The organism is Phenylobacterium sp. (assembly GCF_031360265.1).
In the GTDB taxonomy this organism is placed as follows: domain Bacteria; phylum Pseudomonadota; class Alphaproteobacteria; order Caulobacterales; family Caulobacteraceae; genus Phenylobacterium.
Genome location: NZ_JANMBF010000099.1, coordinates 45,105 through 61,467, shown reverse-complemented (window position 1 = coordinate 61,467; position 16,363 = coordinate 45,105). Strand labels below are relative to the sequence as shown.

At 67.6% G+C, this 16,363-nt stretch carries 17 protein-coding genes; 11 read left to right on the top strand and 6 right to left on the bottom strand.

Features of this window, described 5'->3' with window-relative positions; genetic code table 11:
- Positions 1-15: 15 nt before the first annotated feature.
- Positions 16-1,440 carry a 3-isopropylmalate dehydratase large subunit gene (gene leuC, locus RMN86_RS08725; RefSeq protein WP_309605471.1) on the bottom strand — a complete coding sequence of 475 codons (1,425 nt, stop codon included), beginning with the start codon at positions 1,438-1,440 and terminating at the stop codon, positions 16-18.
- An 81-nt stretch (positions 1,441-1,521) separates the two neighbouring features.
- A complete protein-coding gene (locus RMN86_RS08720; RefSeq protein WP_309605442.1) occupies positions 1,522-2,496 on the bottom strand; it encodes an SDR family NAD(P)-dependent oxidoreductase in 975 nt (324 codons plus the stop codon).
- A gap of 89 nt (positions 2,497-2,585) precedes the next feature.
- Here RMN86_RS08720 and RMN86_RS08715 point away from each other — a divergent pair, with 89 nt between their 5' ends.
- Complete coding sequence (locus tag RMN86_RS08715) at positions 2,586-3,482, top strand: LysR family transcriptional regulator (RefSeq protein ID WP_309605441.1); 897 nt, start codon at positions 2,586-2,588, stop codon at positions 3,480-3,482.
- Between the two features lie 48 nt (positions 3,483-3,530).
- Here the strand turns inward: RMN86_RS08715 and RMN86_RS08710 are convergent, their stop codons facing one another.
- The gene (locus tag RMN86_RS08710) at positions 3,531-3,704 is read right to left on the bottom strand and encodes a DUF465 domain-containing protein (RefSeq protein WP_309605440.1); all 174 of its coding nucleotides are present in this window, start codon (positions 3,702-3,704) and stop codon (positions 3,531-3,533) included.
- Positions 3,705-3,830: 126 nt separating this feature from the next.
- On the opposite strand from RMN86_RS08710, the gene RMN86_RS08705 reads away from it, so the two are divergent.
- The 3 genes from RMN86_RS08705 to RMN86_RS08695 are packed head-to-tail and all read left to right on the top strand — an operon-like array spanning position 3,831 to position 5,123.
- On the top strand, positions 3,831-4,445 hold the full coding sequence (locus RMN86_RS08705; RefSeq protein WP_309605439.1) for a UbiX family flavin prenyltransferase: 615 nt from the start codon (positions 3,831-3,833) through the stop codon (positions 4,443-4,445).
- A gap of 4 nt (positions 4,446-4,449) precedes the next feature.
- Positions 4,450-4,893: a TIGR02444 family protein gene (locus RMN86_RS08700; RefSeq protein ID WP_309605438.1), complete on the top strand. Its 444-nt coding sequence runs from the start codon at positions 4,450-4,452 to the stop codon at positions 4,891-4,893.
- 14 nt (positions 4,894-4,907) lie between these two features.
- On the top strand, positions 4,908-5,123 hold the full coding sequence (locus RMN86_RS08695) for a DUF465 domain-containing protein (RefSeq protein WP_309605437.1): 216 nt from the start codon (positions 4,908-4,910) through the stop codon (positions 5,121-5,123).
- An 85-nt stretch (positions 5,124-5,208) separates the two neighbouring features.
- Here RMN86_RS08695 and RMN86_RS08690 read toward each other — a convergent pair whose 3' ends face one another.
- Positions 5,209-6,270, bottom strand: a complete 1,062-nt coding sequence (locus RMN86_RS08690) for a 1,9-bis(guanidino)-5-aza-nonane synthase (RefSeq protein ID WP_309605436.1) — start codon at positions 6,268-6,270, stop codon at positions 5,209-5,211.
- A gap of 209 nt (positions 6,271-6,479) precedes the next feature.
- Positions 6,480-7,751 (bottom strand): type III PLP-dependent enzyme, encoded by a 1,272-nt coding sequence (locus RMN86_RS08685; protein WP_309605435.1) that lies wholly within the window; start codon positions 7,749-7,751, stop codon positions 6,480-6,482.
- 242 nt (positions 7,752-7,993) lie between these two features.
- Between RMN86_RS08685 and phnC the strand changes: the two genes are divergently transcribed.
- The 3 genes from phnC to phnE are packed head-to-tail and all read left to right on the top strand — an operon-like array spanning position 7,994 to position 10,604.
- Positions 7,994-8,788 carry a phosphonate ABC transporter ATP-binding protein gene (gene phnC, locus RMN86_RS08680; RefSeq protein WP_309605434.1) on the top strand — a complete coding sequence of 265 codons (795 nt, stop codon included), beginning with the start codon at positions 7,994-7,996 and terminating at the stop codon, positions 8,786-8,788.
- Positions 8,785-9,792 carry a phosphate/phosphite/phosphonate ABC transporter substrate-binding protein gene (gene phnD / locus RMN86_RS08675; protein ID WP_309605433.1) on the top strand — a complete coding sequence of 336 codons (1,008 nt, stop codon included), beginning with the start codon at positions 8,785-8,787 and terminating at the stop codon, positions 9,790-9,792. Before phnC ends, phnD begins: the two co-directional genes overlap by 4 nt.
- Positions 9,792-10,604, top strand: coding sequence for a phosphonate ABC transporter, permease protein PhnE (phnE, locus tag RMN86_RS08670; RefSeq protein WP_309605432.1), 813 nt, complete (start codon positions 9,792-9,794; stop codon positions 10,602-10,604). The genes phnD and phnE overlap by 1 nt, the downstream gene beginning before the upstream one ends.
- Positions 10,605-10,687: 83 nt before the next feature.
- Here the strand turns inward: phnE and RMN86_RS08665 are convergent, their stop codons facing one another.
- Positions 10,688-12,373 (bottom strand): porin, encoded by a 1,686-nt coding sequence (locus RMN86_RS08665; RefSeq protein ID WP_309605431.1) that lies wholly within the window; start codon positions 12,371-12,373, stop codon positions 10,688-10,690.
- A gap of 203 nt (positions 12,374-12,576) precedes the next feature.
- On the opposite strand from RMN86_RS08665, the gene pstS reads away from it, so the two are divergent.
- The 4 genes from pstS to pstB all read left to right on the top strand — a co-directional run bounded on the left by pstS (position 12,577) and on the right by pstB (position 16,294).
- On the top strand, positions 12,577-13,584 hold the full coding sequence (gene pstS, locus RMN86_RS08660) for a phosphate ABC transporter substrate-binding protein PstS (RefSeq protein ID WP_309605430.1): 1,008 nt from the start codon (positions 12,577-12,579) through the stop codon (positions 13,582-13,584).
- A gap of 81 nt (positions 13,585-13,665) precedes the next feature.
- Positions 13,666-14,634 carry a phosphate ABC transporter permease subunit PstC gene (gene pstC / locus RMN86_RS08655; protein ID WP_309605429.1) on the top strand — a complete coding sequence of 323 codons (969 nt, stop codon included), beginning with the start codon at positions 13,666-13,668 and terminating at the stop codon, positions 14,632-14,634.
- Entirely contained in the window at positions 14,631-15,485 is an 855-nt protein-coding gene (gene pstA / locus RMN86_RS08650; protein ID WP_309605428.1) for a phosphate ABC transporter permease PstA, read from the top strand. Before pstC ends, pstA begins: the two co-directional genes overlap by 4 nt.
- A gap of 20 nt (positions 15,486-15,505) precedes the next feature.
- Positions 15,506-16,294 carry a phosphate ABC transporter ATP-binding protein PstB gene (gene pstB / locus RMN86_RS08645; RefSeq protein WP_405041334.1) on the top strand — a complete coding sequence of 263 codons (789 nt, stop codon included), beginning with the start codon at positions 15,506-15,508 and terminating at the stop codon, positions 16,292-16,294.
- Positions 16,295-16,363: the final 69 nt, after the last annotated feature.

The window sequence follows — 16,363 nt, the reverse complement described above, 5'->3', positions numbered from 1 at the left end:
ACCAAGTTGGTCAAGCTACAGGAAATCCCTGACGTCGGCGATGTGGCCCGCGATGGCGGCGGCGGCGGCCATCACCGGGCTCATCAGGTGGGTGCGGCTCGCGCGGCCCTGACGGCCTTCGAAATTGCGGTTGGAGGTCGAGGCGACCCGCTGGCCGGGGGGCGCCTTGTCGGGGTTCATCGCCAGGCACATGGAACAGCCCGGCTCGCGCCATTCGAAGCCGGCGGCCAGGAAGATCTCGTCCAGGCCCTCGTCTTCCGCCTGGGCTTTCACCAGGCCCGAGCCCGGCACGACCATGGCGCGGACGTGAGGCGCGACGAGGCGGCCGTTTTCCAGAGCCTTGGCCACGATCTGGGCTGCCGCGCGCAGGTCCTCGATGCGGCTGTTGGTGCAGGATCCGATGAACACCATGTCGACTCTGGCCTCGGTGATCGGCTGGCCGGCGGTCAGCCCCATATAGTCCAGCGCCCGCGCCGCCGAAGCTCGCTTGTCAGGGGTCTCGAAGCGCGCCGGATCGGGAACTCGGTCGCTCACTGCGATCACATCCTCGGGGCTGGTGCCCCAGGTGACCAGCGGCGCGATAGATGCGGCGTCGATGACGATCTCACGATCGAAATGGGCGTCGGGATCGGAGAAGAAGGACTGCCAGTAGGGCAGCGCCATCTCCCAGGCCCCGCCCTTGGGCGTCGCCGGACGGCCCCGCAGATAGTCGAAGGTGGTTGCGTCCGGCGCGATCAGCCCGGCTCGGGCGCCGGCCTCGATGGTCAGGTTGCACAGCGTCATGCGGCCTTCCATGGACAGCGCCCGGATTGCCGAACCGGCGTACTCGATAACGTAGCCCGTGCCACCAGCCGTGCCGATCGCCCGGATCACCGCCAGCGCATAGTCCTTGGCCCCGACGCCGGGGATCGGCGCGCCGTCGAGCGTCACCCGCAGGTTCTTCGATTTTTTCTGGCGCAGGGTCTGGGTGGCCAGGACGTGCTCGACCTCCGAGGTGCCGATGCCCTGGGCCAGCGCCCCGAACGCGCCGTGGGTGGAGGTATGGCTGTCGCCGCAGACGATGGTCATGCCAGGCTGGGTGCGGCCCTGCTCGGGGCCGACCACATGGACGATGCCGTTGCGCACGTCGCCCATCGGGAAGAACTCGATCCCGTAGTCCTTGACGTTGGCTTCCAGGGTCTGGAGCTGCAGGCGGGCTTCCGCATCGGCCACGGCGGAGACGCCCAGGCCCTGGCCCTCGGTGGGAACATTGTGGTCAGCGACGGCCAGCGTGCGATCGGGCCGGCGCACGGCGCGTTTTGCGGCCCTCAGCCCCGCGAAGGCCTGGGGCGTGGTCACCTCGTGGATCAGGTGCAGGTCGATGTAGAAAATGGACTCGCCATCCTGGTCAGCGACCAGGTGGGCGTCCCAGATCTTGTCGTAGAGCGTCTTGCCAAACATGGATCGCATGTAGGTCCGCGACCCCGGGCGCGTCCAGTGCCGCGGAGCCTCGGATTTGCGGGGCGGCGCATTGTCTTGCCGTCAGGCTGCGAGCGCCGTGGTTTCCCGCGGCAGGGCGTTCAGGCCCTCCAGCGCGGCCCGCAGCGCATCTTCCAGCGGCGTATGCGGCTCGGCGCCGAGGCGGGCGACCAGCCTGGCGTTGTCCAGCAGCACCGGCTCGTCCCAGAGGTAGCGCATTTCCAGCATCTCGCGCATCGTCTCGTTGAAGGCCGCGGCGGCGCGGACGGCGAACCAGGGCAGGCGGCTCACCGCCAGCTTGCGGCCGGCCACGCGGGTCAGCGCTTCGACGAAGGCCTGGCCGGTCTGGCTGTGGCCCCTCATGTGGAAGACTTCCAGGCCGCCCAGATCGGGCAACGCCGCCAGCCGCACCATCGTCTTGGCAACGTCGGGCAGGTAAGCCCAGCTGTGGGCCACCGACAGCGGGCCGGGATAGCTGACCGCGGCAAGCGGGCGGCCGGGCTTGACCAGTCCCGGCGACAGCCAGTTGTTCCCGGGTTTCGGGCCGAAGAAGTCGCCCGCGCGAACGATCAGCACCCGCACGCCGTCCTCGGCAGCCCGGGCGAGCGCCTGCTCCATCCGCACACGGATCTTTCCTTTGCGGGTCACGGGGACCTGGGGTGAGGTCTCGGTCAGGGTCGGGAAGGCGCTCGGGCCGAAGTTGTAGACGGTTCCGGGAAACACCAGGCGCGCGCCGGACGCCTTGGCCGCGGCGATGCTCGCCGCCAGCATCGGCATCTGCAGGCCGGCCCAGTTGCGATAGCCCGGCGGATTGGCGCCGTGAACCAGCAGCTGGACACCCCGCGCGGCGGCGACCACGTCGGCCTCGACCATGGCGTCGCCCTTGACCCACTCAAGGCCGGGCCGGGTCGCTCGCGCCTTGTCGGGATTGCGGTTCAGCGCCCGCACGCGCCAGCCGTCGGCCACCAGCTGGTCCGCCACCGCCCCGCCGATCCCGCCCGTGGCCCCGATCACCAGCGCCCGTCTTTCCGTCGTCATCTGTCCGCTCCTGGGCTTCGCGCTACAGATGCCGTCCTTGTGACCCAAACGGAATTGCCCAATTCTCTGGATCAGCTATGCATTGATGCATGCCTGGACCGAATGACTGGGATCTATTCCAAAGCCTGCACGCGGTGCTGGAGGCCGGCACCCTGTCGGCGGCGGCGCGCTTGCGTGGCCTCACCCAGCCAACGCTGGGCCGCCACATCGAGACGCTGGAGCAGCGCCTGGGCTCCCCGCTGTTCCTGCGCAGTCCGCGCGGCCTGCAGCCCACCGACCTGGCCCTGGAGCTCAAGCCCCACCTGCACGACATGGCCGCGGCCGCCTCGGCGGCGGTGCGCGACGCCACCGGCGCGGCGGACTCCCATGTGGGCGCGATCCGTATCACCGCCAGCGAGATCGTCGGCGCCGAGGTCCTGCCGACGATGCTGACCCGATTTCGGGAAACCCACCCCGGCACAGTGATCGAGCTGATGATGTCCAATGTGCTCGACGATCTTTCACGCCGCGAGGCCGACATCGCCGTGCGCATGGCTCCGCCGACCCAAAGCGCGCTGGTCGCCAAGAAGGTCGGCGAGGTGAGCCTGGGCTTCTACGCCGCGCCCGACTACATCGCCCGGTACGGCGCGCCGGCCAGCTTCGAGGAGCTGGAGCGCCATCCGGTGATCGGCTTTGACAGCGCCGCGCGCAGCGTGCGCGATCTGGGCGGCCGCAACGTCGTGATAAGCCGCGAGACCTTCGCCTTCCGAAGCGACAGCGACCTTGCCCAGCTGGCGGCGATGAGCGCCGGCTTCGGGATCGGTGTGTCTCAGCCGTCCATCGCGCGCCGCCGCAGCCTGGTCAGGGTGATGCCCGACATCACGGTCTTCCAGCTTGGGGTCTGGATCGTGATGCACGAAAACCTGCGCGGCAGCCGGCGCATGCGCGCCATGTTCGACCACCTGGTCGAGGGCGTCACCGCCTATGTGAAGGACAGCCACGACTGAGCGGAGGAACGGACCGTGGTTCGGCGCGATCCGCCCTGCATCTGCGCCTTAGTGAACCTGGCCGCGAAGACTCTCCATCTCTTCCTTCAGCTTGAGCTTCTGTCGCTTGAGCTCCTTCAATCGGATGTCGTCGGCGGCGGGCCTGCGCAGTTCGTCCTGAATGGCTTGTTCAAGGGACTGATGGCGGGATCCGAGTTCACGGATCCGGGCTTCCAACGCCATGCGAATGACCTCCTTGCTGTTGGAAAGCACAGTGAACACCCGCTATGCCTCGCTGTCAGATCACATATGTTTGCAGACGGCTAAGCTGAAACCTTGGCTGGCGTCTGCGCGTTAGGGACCGCTTCCATGGCCAAGATCGAGCGCCCCAAGATCGAGCGCCCAAGGCTGGTGGTCGGCATCTCCGGCGCGTCCGGCGTGGTCTACGGCCTGCGGGTGTTGGACGCCTGCCGCGACCTAGGCGTCGAATCGCACCTGGTGATGAGTCGCGCCGCGGCGCTGACGCTTGCCCAGGAGACCGAGCTTTCCCAGGCCGAGGTCAACGCCAGGGCCGATATGGCGCACAAGGCCGGCGACATCGGCGCGGCTATCGCCTCCGGCTCGTTTCCCACACTGGGGATGATCGTCGCGCCCTGTTCGGTGCGCACCATGAGCGAGATCGCCACCGGCGTCACCGCTTCGCTGCTGACCCGCGCCGCCGATGTGGTGCTGAAGGAGCGCCGGCCGCTGGTGCTGATGGTCCGCGAGACGCCGCTGCACCTGGGCCACCTGCGCACCCTGGTCCAGCTGGCGGAGATGGGGGCGATCATCGCCCCGCCGCTGCCGGCCTTCTACGCCCGGCCCGCGAGCCTTGAGGCCATGGTCGATCAGTCGGTGGGCCGCGCGCTCGATCTCTTCGGGCTGTCGTGGACGCCGGTGAAACGCTGGGGCCTGGACATCGGCCCGCTGAAGTCGGAGGCGTGAATTCATGACACTCTGGAACTGGACGCTCTCGGCCTATGCGCGCGACGGTGCGCCACAGGCCTGCCTGACCCTGCAGGATGTTCACGGCCAGAACACCTCTCTGCTGCTCTGGGCGGTGTGGGCGGAGACCGACGACGCACGCCTGCTCGATCGCGCGGCCGATGTGGCGCGCCGCTGGGAGGCGCTGGCGCTGGGGCCGCTGCGCGACATTCGCCGGGCCTTGAAACCAGCCTTCACCGGCGTCGAGGACGACGCCCGCCAGGGTCTGCGCGAGGACGTCAAGGCCGCCGAGCTGCGCGCCGAGCGGGTGCTGCTGGAAACGCTGGAGACGCTGTCCAAGGGGCGGGGCGGGGCCCATGCCCTGACTGCGCTGGAGGCGGCGTCCCGGGCCTGGGGCAGGCCCGCGCCGCCGGACGCCCTGGCCGCTCTGGCCGCCGCGCTGGGTTAGGATCAGGCCGCGCCATGAACGACGACGAAGACACCTCCGAAGACGCCCTCAGGGCCCGCCTGGCCGAGGCGCGCCAGGACCACGCCGACCTGGACGCCGCCGTCCAGGCGATCGCGCTGTCGCCGCTGCCCGACATGCTGCTGATCGGCCGGCTGAAGCGCAAGAAGCTGGCGCTGAAGGACGAGATCTTCCGCATCGAGGACCTGCTGACCCCCGACATCATCGCTTAGAGTCCTATCGGACGGCTCAGCCCTGACCGACCCAAAGTCGGCCCCAGGACAGGGTTTGAGCGAGGGGCAGCGAGGGAAGACAGGCTCAGGCCGCCTTGGCGAACAGCCTGGCCCACCGGCGCCGGGCGCGGGCCTTGTGGGCGCCGCGGTGGAAAGCGTCGGAGGCAATCAGCGGCACGACCGTGGTGGCCTCGGCGAAGACCATCTGCTCCCAGGTGACGTCGACCTTGCCCCAGGAGCAGGCCTCTTTCAGCGTCGAGGACGAGCACGCGCCGTCGCGGACGTCGGCGACGGTGATCTGCACGGCGTATTTGTGCATCTCCGCCACGTGGCCGAGGATCTCGGCGCAGACCACGGTGTCCTGGGCGAAGTTCTTCGGCACACCGCCGCCGACCATGAACAGGCCGGTGGTCCCGGCGGCGATCTTGATGTCGGTCAATTCGCGGAAGTCGGCGACCGCGTCGATGGTCAGGTAGGGCCTGCCGGCCTTCATCTGTTCCACCTGATGCTTGACCAGGCCGAACCCGGCCGATGAGTCGGTGAAGGCGGGGCAGAAGATCGGCACGTCTTCCTCGTAGGCCGTCTGGACCAGCGAGCCCGGCTTCTTCGCGCCGCCGGATGCCAGCCACTTACCCATCTCCCAGATGAACTCGCGGCTCGAATAGGGGCGCGGCTCGAGCGCGTTGCACAGGTCGAAGATCGTCGCGTCGCAGGTCTGCAGCTCTTCCTCGTCGATATAGGTGTCGTAGATGCGGTCGATATAGAGGTCGCGCAGGTCGCGGTCGTCGACGGAGGCCTGCGCCTGATAGTGCTTGAAGCCCAGCGCCTCGAAGAAATCCATGTCGACGATGGAGGCGCCGGTGGAGACGATCACGTCGATCATCCCGTGCTTCACCATGTCGCGATAGATGTGCATGCAGCCGCCGGCCGAGGTGGAGCCGGCCAGCGTCAGCCAGGTCGAACAGCCCGCGTCCTCCAGGCTCATCGACCAGATGTCGGCGGCGCGCGCGGTGTCGCGGCTGGTAAAGCTCATCTGGCGCATGGCGTCGATGATCGGCCGCGCGTCATAGGCGTCGATCGCCACGTGCTCGACCGTGTTGGCCAGCAGCTCGGCCTTGCGGTTGGACTTCTGAACGTCAGCGTTCATTCCCTGAGTTTCCTTCGAGTTTGAGCGCCCGTCCAAATCAGTCCTGCCGGGTCGGACGGAGCGACGAACCGGAAGCCCCCTCCCCCTTGCGGGGAGGGGTTGGGGTGGGGGTGTCAGCGCGGAACTGGCCGGCGTGGGAGATGCACCCCCATCCGACTGCCCACGCGGCCACCTTCCCCGCAAGGGAGAAGGACCAACATTCTATCTGCCTATCTGCGCCGCCGACTCTTGCCGGCGCGACCCTTGGGGCGGGACAGGCGGACCACCTTGCGGTCTTCCTCCTGCTGTTCGCGCGGCAGGCGGATGTTGCGGCCGGCCAGACCGAACATCGAGGCCATCGGGGCGTCGCGCACCTCGACCGTGTCGGCGTCGCCGAAGCCGTTGAAGCGGGTGTTCATCGCCACCCCATAGGCGCCCAGCATGCCGATCTCGATGTAGTCGCCCTCGGCGACATCCTCCGGCAGCCAGAACGGACCTGGCATGTGGTCGATGGAATCACAGGTCGGGCCGTAGAAGCGGAACGGCTTCATCGGGCCGTCGACTTCGCGGGCCAGGCCGTCTTCGTTCCGGAACAGCTTCACCGGGAACGGCCATTTGGTGTGCGCTGCATCGAACAGGCTGCCGTAGCTGCCGTCGTTCAGATAGAGCGCGTCGCCCTTCTTCAGCTCGACCCGGGTGAGGATCGAGGAGCCCTCCGCCACCAGGGCGCGGCCCGGCTCGCACCAAAGCTCAGTGTCCTCGTGGACCATCATCTCGGCGAAGCCGCGCTCGATGGAGTCGAAATAGTCGGCCATGTCCGGCGGCACCATGCCCGGGTAGACGCTGGGAAAGCCGCCGCCCACGTCGACAATGTCGACCATAACCCCGGCGCGGACGATGGCGCGGCTGGCCTGGGCCATGGCCGCCTGGAACGCGGTCGGGCGCATGCACTGGCTGCCCACATGGAACGAGACGCCCATCCGGCCACGGGTGGCCTGGCGCGTGGCCAGCAGCAGGGACGACGCCTCGTGAGCCTCGACACCGAACTTGCCGGACAGGGAGTAGGCCGCGCCGGTGGCGCTGACCGCCAGGCGCACGATCAGGGTCAGGTCGTCGGCCCCGCCGGTGGCGGCGAGAATCTTGGCCAGCTCTTCATGGGTGTCGAGCGCGAAGGTCGTGACGCCGTGGTCGCGGTAGGCCGCGGCGATGGCGGCGCGGCTCTTGACCGGGTGCATGAAGGCCATGCGCGATCCCGGCGCGAACCGGTTGACCAGTTCGATCTCCGGCATCGAGGCCACATCGAAGGAGGTCACGCCGTTCGCCGCCAGGGTCTCGATGACCCAGGCCGACGGGTTCGCCTTGACCGCGTAGAAGACGTCGCCTTTGAACTTGTCCTGGAACCAGCGCGCCGCGGTCGCTACCGCATCCGGTCGCGCGAGTGCGACGGGACGTTCCGGAGAGCGATCACGGACCAGGTCCAGGGGCGTATGATACGTGTGCAATTCACGTAACCCCCAACGGATAGTTGAACCCAATCCGGCGTTAGCAGCGCTTTTCAGGACATCGGGTCCGCCGGAACGCGCCAAATAGGGTCATCGGACCGCGATGTAAAGAGTTCTATCCACAGCGGCGGCCCATGGCTTTCGCTGCGCTAGACCGGACGCGGGCGGGCGTGCCATGAAGCCTGGGCAGGGCGGGCCTGTTTGCCCGCCCACAGGCTCGTTTCGGGGAAGCCCAACCGTCCATGTCCGACGCCGCGGTCCTGTCCATCCGCAAGGCCAGCAAGAGCTTTGGCGCGCGCCGGGCGCTGGACGGCGTGTCGCTGGAGGTTCGCAAGGGCGAGATGATCGCGCTGATCGGCCCCTCGGGCTCCGGAAAATCCACCCTGCTGCGCTCGATTTCGGGCCTGCAGACCATCGATCCCGGCGCCGGCGTCATCGAGGCGTTCGGCGGCCCGGTGCAGGAAAACGGCCGCATCAACAGCGGGGTCCGCAAGACCCGCACCCGCATCGGCTTCATCTTCCAGCAGTTCAATCTGGTGGGACGCCTGTCGCTGTTCACCAACGTGGCGCTGGGCTCGCTGGGCCGGATCGGCGCCTGGCGGGGCCTGCTTGGACTTTGGCCACAGGAGACCCGGCTGGCGACCATGACGGCGCTGGCCCGCGTCGGCGTCGCTGACTACGCCGCCCAGCGCGCCAACACGCTCTCCGGCGGCCAGCAGCAGCGCGCCGCCATCGCCCGCGCCCTGGTGCAGAAGGCCAAGATCATCCTGGCCGACGAGCCGGTGGCCTCCCTCGATCCGGTCGCGGCGCGCAAGGTGATGGAAAGCCTGCGCGACCTGAACGCGCGGGACGGACTGACGGTGATCGTCACCCTGCATCAGGTTGACTATGCGTTGCGCTACTGCGAGCGCGTTGTGGCGCTGAAGGCTGGAAGGATCGTCTACGACGGCCCGTCCCGCGACCTGAAGACCGAACAGTTGATCGACATCTACGGTCCGGAATTCGAAGACGTGTTCTGGGAAGGAGCTCCGAAATGATCGCCCGCCGCACCCTGGCCGGCGCGCTGGGTCTTTGCGCCTTGGCGGCGTTGAGCGCCTGCGCACCGAAACCCGTCCCGGTCGCCCCGCCGAGGGAGATCACCTTCACCATCCTGTCCGCCGAAAACCAGGCGTCGATGTCCCCTCTCTGGACCCCGCTGCTGGACGACATGTCGGTGCAGATCGGGGTGAAGGTGAAGCCGTTCTTCGCCACCAATTACACCTCGCTGATCGAGGCCATGCGCTTCAACCAGGCGCAGGTGGGCTGGTTCTCCGCCCTGCCGGCGCTGGACGCGGTGGAGCGGGCCGACGCCGAGGTGCTGGGGCGGGTGGTCGATGCCGGCGGGGACGCCACCTACAAGTCGGTGATCATCGTGCGCAAGGGCTCGGGGATCACGCTGGACAAGCTGCTGGCCTGCGGCCAGCGCTACGCCTTCGGCCTGGGCGATCCGCAGTCGACGTCCGGCACGCTGGCGCCGATGGCCTACCTGTTCACGCCCAAGGGGATCGAGCCCTCCAAATGCTTCAAGACCGTGCGCTCGGCCAGCCACCAGGCCAACGCGTTCTCGGTGGCCAATGGCGTGCTGGATGTGGCCACCAACAATTCCGTCGGCCTCCTGTTCTTCCAGCGCGAGAACCCGAAAGAGGCCGCCAGGATCGAGACCATCTGGACGTCTCCGCCCCTGCCGGAAAGCTCGATCGTCGCGCGCAAGGACCTCGATCCGGCAATCAAGGAGAAGATGCGCCAGTTCTTCCTGACCTACGGCGTGGGAACCGGCCCCACCGCCGACCGGCAGCGCCTGGTGCTGAAGGGCCTGGCCTACGGCGGCTTCAGGCCCGCCGGCAACGCCTACCTCGACCCGATCCGCGAGATGCAGGCCTCCCAGGCGCTGGCCGCGGCGCAGGCCGGCAAGGATCCGGCCAAGATCGCCGCCGCGCAGGCCGCCTTCGACAAGATCCATGCCGCCGCCGCCAGCAAACGCGCCAAGGAGCCGGACGTCTGATGAGCTCGACGGCGCTCAGCGCGGGCGAGATCCCGCCGCCGCCGCACCGCTCGCTGCTGCAGCGGGCGCCCGACACCCTGGTCTGGGGGGTGGTGATCGTGCTGTTGCTGGTGGCCTACAAGCCCGTGGAGATGAGCCACGTCACCAAGCTGTTCACCAACTCGCAGAACATGCGCGAGTATGGCGCGGAACTCTTGAAGCCCGACTTCACCGACTGGCGGCTCTATGTCGAGATGATGTGGCTCACGGTGCAGATCGCCATGTGGGGCACCTTCCTGGCGGTGATCCTGGCGGTCCCCTTTGGTCTGGCCTGCGCCAAGAATGTCTCGCCGGCCTGGGTGCAGCAGCCGATGCGCCTGTTGATGAACCTGCTGCGCTCGATCCCGGACCTAGTGCTGGGCACGCTGTTCCTGGTGGCCGTCGGCCTGGGTCCGCTGGGCGGGGTGATGGCGCTGGCGGTCAATACCGGGGCAGTGCTGGCCAAGCTGTTCTCCGAGGCGGTGGAGTCCATCGACCGGGGGCCGGTTGAGGGCGTCCGCGCCACCGGCGCCAACCGCCTGCACGAGGTGGTCTGGGGCGTGATCCCTCAGGTCGCTCCGCACTGGACGTCCTATGCGCTCTATCGGTTCGAATCCAATTCCCGTTCGGCCACGGTGCTCGGCCTGATCGGCGCCGGCGGCATCGGCCAGCTGCTGTTCGAGACGATGAACGCCTTCGACTATCACAAGCTCTCGGCCATCGTGATCGTGATCATCGTCGCTGTGACCCTGATCGACCTGTTGTCCCAGGCCATGCGGGGCCGGCTGCTCTGACGCCTGGCCCATCCTGAATAAGAAGACGCCGCCGCGGGGGGGCGCGGCGGCGCAAGGGCTCTGCGAGGGAGGCAGAGGGGGGATCAGAAGCTGAGCTGGCTGCGCAGCGCGATGGCGTCGTATTGCTGGCCGACCTGCAGACCGGCGGCGTTGTAGCGGTTCACATCGACATGCTGGTAGTCGAGCATGAAGCGGATGTCGGCGTTCAGGTACCAGTTGAGACCGAGCGTGGAGATCTTCTGCTCACCGCCGCGAATGGCGTCGAAGCAAGCGACCCCCGCGGCCGGGATGGCCTTGCCGGCGCCGCAGTCGTGATAGTTCAAATTGAGGTCCGAATACCGGGCGGCGATTTCCCAGGCGCCCCAGGTCCCGGCGGCCGGATTGAAGTTGTAGTTCGGCTTCGGACCGTCGAACCGCGCCTCGGCAGGGTTGTAGGACCGGGATTCGCCGGTAAGCACCCAGACGCCCGTGACGTACCAGCCCGTGAAGTTCGGGTTGCTAGGCGCGATGGCCGGGCTGGCGGCGTTGCGGCGGTCGATCCGGTAGTCGAAGTACTCGCCTTCGACCATGAAGTTGCGCACCGTCAGGCCAGCCTCGGCGCCAAGAACCGTGACGTGGCGCGTATCGATCGCGCCGGTGTCCACTAGACGGGCGCCGTCGATCCGCAATTCCGGCCGGTCGCGCAGCTGCACGGGATAGCGCGGGCTGGCCGCGGCGCCGGCGTCGTTCGGCTGGGTCACGTACTGGGCGTTGACGCCGAAGTGCGCCTGCCAGTCGGTGGAGCTGAACGGGGCGACCGCGAACCGGCCGATGATCGCGGTCTGCTCGCCAGAGGGCTGCGGTGTCGCCGCGCCCGTGGAATTGATCGTGCCGATGGTATTGCCCGTCACCGCGCCCGACAGCATCCAGCGCGTGGCGACGCCGGTGTCGCCCGCGCCCCAGAGGCCGTTGCCATACACCTGCAGCGCGCTGCGCGAATCGCCGCCGGCGACGTTGCGGGCGACTTCGGCCGGGGACGGGCGTTCCAGGATCGGCATCTGGCCGGTGGCGACGTCAGCCGCCAGGCCGACCTTGGGCTCGAAGGCGCCGAGCTTGATTTTCCAGGGCTTCAGCGCGCTGTACTGGATATAGAATTCATAGAGTTGGCCGGCATTTTCGCCGCCGGATCCCCCGAATTCCATGATCATCGAATAGTCGAAATCCTTGAAGATCTTTCCATCGACCCCGAACCTGGCTCGGCGGAAGTTGGTGCCGCTGTTCAGGTCGCGGTTGGTGACCTGAGCCGGCAGGTTGGATTTTTGGAAATACCTGGCCGCGTCGAACATCACGTTGGCGCGGACGTTGGCGGTGAAGCGGCCGTCGGCGGTGGCGAAGGCGGGCTTGCCATTGGGCAGAGTGGTGACCACGGCCCCACCGGACGGCGGCGCCTGCAGGGTGATGATGCTCGAGGCGTCGGCGGTCTGCGCCGCCTTTACCTCGGCCAGCTGGGCGTTGACGGTGTCGACCTGCTGCTGCAGCGCCGCGACGCGAGCCTCGCCCTGGTCGGGCCCCTTCTGGCCCATCTGCGCCATCTGCGCGCGCATCTCGTCGATCTGCTGCTGCATCGCCGCCAACCTGGCGTCGCGGGCGTCAACCACCGGCGCCTTGGGGGCGTGCGCCCTGTGGTGCTTCGGCGCGGCGAGCGCGCCGGAGGCCGCGCCCGACATCAAAAGCGCGATGCAGGCCGCGCCGGCATAGCGTCGCGCCTGCCCGGTGTTCGGAAGGTTCATGATCTTTGTCCCCGTCTTATCTGCCGCCGGGTCTTAGCGACGCCGTGTGACGACTGGCCGACAATCGAATGACAGGGATGTGACAGTGCGCGGTCCGTCCGCCGGCGGACGTTTGGCGTCCGCTGTCACCAAACTGACAACCAAGGCCGTTAAGGACCCGGGAAAGAGCGACAGGGACGCGGCGCTCTATTCAGGAGAGAACCATGATTCAATTTTTTCGGGCCGCCGTCGGCGCGCTTTTGATCGCCGGTGCGGCCGGCGCCGCCCAGGCCGCCGATTCGATCTCGGGCGCGGGCGCGACGTTCCCGGCGCCGGTCTACGCCAAGTGGGCGGAGATGTATAAGGCCCAGACCGGCGCCAGCCTGAACTATCAGTCGATCGGGTCCGGCGGCGGCATTCGTCAGATCACCGCCAACACCGTCGATTTCGGCGCGAGCGACAAGCCGCTGAAACCCGACGACCTGGCGACCAACGGCTTCATTCAGTTCCCCACCGTGATCGGCGGCGTTGTGCCGGTGGTCAACCTGCCGGGTGTGAAGTCCGGCCAGATCAAACTGACCGGCGCGCAGATCGCCGACATCTATCGCGGCGTGATCAAGAGATGGAACGATCCGCTGCTGGCCAGGACCAACCCCGGCATCACCCTGCCGAACCTGCCGATCACTGTCGTGCACCGTTCGGACGGGTCCGGCACGACCTTCATCTTCACGACCTATCTGGCGTTGAAAGCCGCCCACTGGGCCAGCGACGTCGGCGCCAGCGACTCCGTGTCCTGGCCCACCGGCCTAGGCGGCAAGGGCAATGAGGGCGTCGCCGCCTTCGTCAAACAGACCCCCGGCTCCATCGGCTACGTGGAATACGCCTACGCGACGCTGAACGACCTGACCTACACCCAGGTGCAGAACAAGGCCGGCAAGTTCGTGTCCCCTACCGCCGCCGCCTTCGCCGCCGCCGCCGCGGGCGCCAAGTGGCAATCCGCGCCGGGCTTCTATCTGCTGCTGGTCGATCAGGCCGGGCCGGACGCCTGGCCGATCTCGGGCGCGACGTTCATCCTGCTGCACACCAACCAGGCCAAGGGAAAGTCCGTCCTGGCCTTCTTCGACTGGGCCTACAAAAACGGCGACGCGGCGGCCTCGCAACTGGCCTATGTTCCGCTACCGGCGTCGGTCAAGGAGCAGGTCCGCAAGCTCGCCTGGTCGAAGCTGAAGTAGCGTCTACTCGCCGCCCGACCCGCTCGTCGCCAACCCCTGGCGCCGGGTGGGCCGGGGCGGCGCGCGAACCCGAGCGAAGGCATGCCTGAAACCGTCATCTCCCGTCCGCCTTCGACCGTCCGTTCCTCACCAAGCGGCGCCTTTGTGGGCGTGATCTTCGAAGGCGCCTGTTTCGCCGCGGCCACCGCCGTGCTGGCCGCGCTGAGCGGCCTTCTATTGTCGCTGGTGATCGGCGGCTGGCCGGCGATCCACAAGTTCGGCTTCGGCTTCCTGACATCGGCCACCTGGAACCCGGTGACGGAGGTCTATGGCGCGGCCGGCCCGATGGTGGGCACCTTGATCACGGCTGGGGTGTCGCTGGTGATCGCCCTGCCCATCGCCGGCGGCGTGGCCTTTTTCCTCACCGAACTCTGCCCCGCGCCGCTGCGCCGGCCGATCGGCACGGCGGTGGAGCTGCTGGCCGGCATCCCCTCGATCGTCTACGGCATGTGGGGCCTGTTCGTCTTCGCCCCGATGTTCTCGAAATACGTCCAGCTGCCGCTGATGTCGGCGGCCAGGCCGGGTTCGCTGCTGGAAACCCTCACCACCGGCGTTCCCAACGGGTCAGGCATCCTGTCGGCCTCGATCATCCTGGCGATCATGATTCTGCCGTTCATGGCCGCCACCCTGCGCGACCTGTTGATGACGGTGCCCGCCTCGGTCCGCGAAAGCGCCTATGGACTGGGGGCGACCACCCGCGAGGTGGTGATGTCGGTCACGCTGCCCTACATTCGCACCGGCGCCATCGGCGCGGTGATGTTGGGGCTCGGTCGCGCCCTGGGCGAGACCATGGCGGTGACCTTCATCATCGGCAATTCGCACGGCTTCCCCAAGTCCATATTCGACAGCGGCTCGACCATCGCCTCGACGATCGCGAACGAGTTCACCGAAGCCTCGGGCGACATGCATCTCGCGGCGCTGATCGCGCTGGGCCTGGTGTTGTTCGTCATAACCTTCATCGTGCTGGCCTTGGCGCGCCTGTTGCTGGGCCGGCAGGAGCAGAGGCTTTGAACAGATCCTCCAACCTGATCCTGGTGCGCCGGCGGGTCTGGAACGCCCTGTTCGTGGTGTTCTGCTACGCGGTGACGGCCGTCGCCCTGGCGGCGCTGGCCGCCATCCTCTGGACCCTGCTCAGCAAGGGCGTCGGCGGGCTCGACCTCAGCGTCTTCATTCATTCGACCCCCGCGCCGGGATCCAAGGGCGGCCTGGCCAACGCCATCGTCGGCTCGATCATGATGTGCTTGCTGGCCATGGTTCTGGCGGTGGTGTTCGGCGTCCTGGCCGGGACCTGGCTTGCCGAGTACGGCGGGCGCAGCCACTATGCCGAGGTCATCCGGTTCCTGAACGATGTGCTGCTCTCGGCGCCCTCGATCCTGGTCGGCCTGTTCGTCTATGAAATCCTCGTCGCGCCGTTCCACAGCTTCTCGGCCTTCGCCGGCGCGGTCGCGCTGTCGCTGCTGGCGATCCCGGTGATCACCCGGACGACCGAGGATGTCCTGCGGCTGCAGCCGTCCACCCTCCGCGAGGCCGGCGTGGCGCTCGGCGCGCATTTCTCCTTCGTGGTGCGCAAGATCCTCTGGCCGTCGGCGCGCAACGGCATGCTGACCGGCGCCCTGCTGGCCTTCGCCCGTGTCAGCGGCGAGACCGCGCCGCTGTTGTTCACCGCCCTGAACAACCAGTTCTTCAGTCTCGATCCCACCAAGCCGATGGCCAACCTGCCGGTGGTGATCTTCCAGTTCGCGCTCAGCCCCTATGACGACTGGCGCAGGCTGGCGTGGGCGGGCGCGCTGCTGATCGCCGTCACGGTGCTGTCGGTGACCATCATCGCGCGCCTTATCGCCAGGGACTCCACAAGCCGATGAATACCTCCAATCCCAACGAGATGTTCGAGACCAGCATCGCTGACGTGGATCGCGCGCAGGTGAAGGTCGATGTGCGCAACCTCGATTTCTACTACGGCAAGCTGCACGCGCTGAAGGCGGTCTCCATCCCGTTTACGAAGAACAAGGTGACCGCCCTGATCGGACCCTCCGGCTGTGGCAAGTCGACCCTGCTGCGCACGCTCAACCGCATGTACGCCCTCTATCCGGGCCAGCGGGCGACCGGCGAGATCATGCTGGACGGCGAGGATGTGCTTGGCCCCCGCGTCGACCTGGCGGGGCTGCGGGCCCGGGTCGGCATGGTGTTCCAGAAGCCGACGCCGTTTCCGATGAGCATCTATGACAACGTCGCCTTCGGGGTTCGCCTCTACGAGACCCTCGGCAAGGCCGAGATGGACGCGCGGGTTGAAGAGGCGCTGACCCGCGCCGCCCTCTGGGGCGAGGTGAAGGACAACCTCAAGGGCCCGGGGCTCGGCCTCTCCGGCGGCCAGCAGCAGCGGCTTTGCGTGGCGCGCGGCGTGGCGGTGCGGCCAGAAGTGCTGCTGCTCGACGAGCCGACCTCGGCGCTCGACCCGATCTCTTCGGCCAAGCTGGAGCAGACGGTGACCCAGCTCGCCGCCGACCACACCATCGTCATCGTCACCCACAACCTGGGCCAGGCGGCCCGGGTCAGCGACTACACTGGCTTCATGTACCTGGGCGAGCTGGTCGAGTTCGGGCCGACCGAGAACCTCTTTCAGCGCCCTGCCACGCGGCGCACTTCGGACTACATCACTGGCCGCTTCGGCTGAGGCCTGTCCAGGGTGGCTCAAAAGGTTCCCTTTGATCGTCATGGCCCGGCTGACGTGAATCACGTCAGC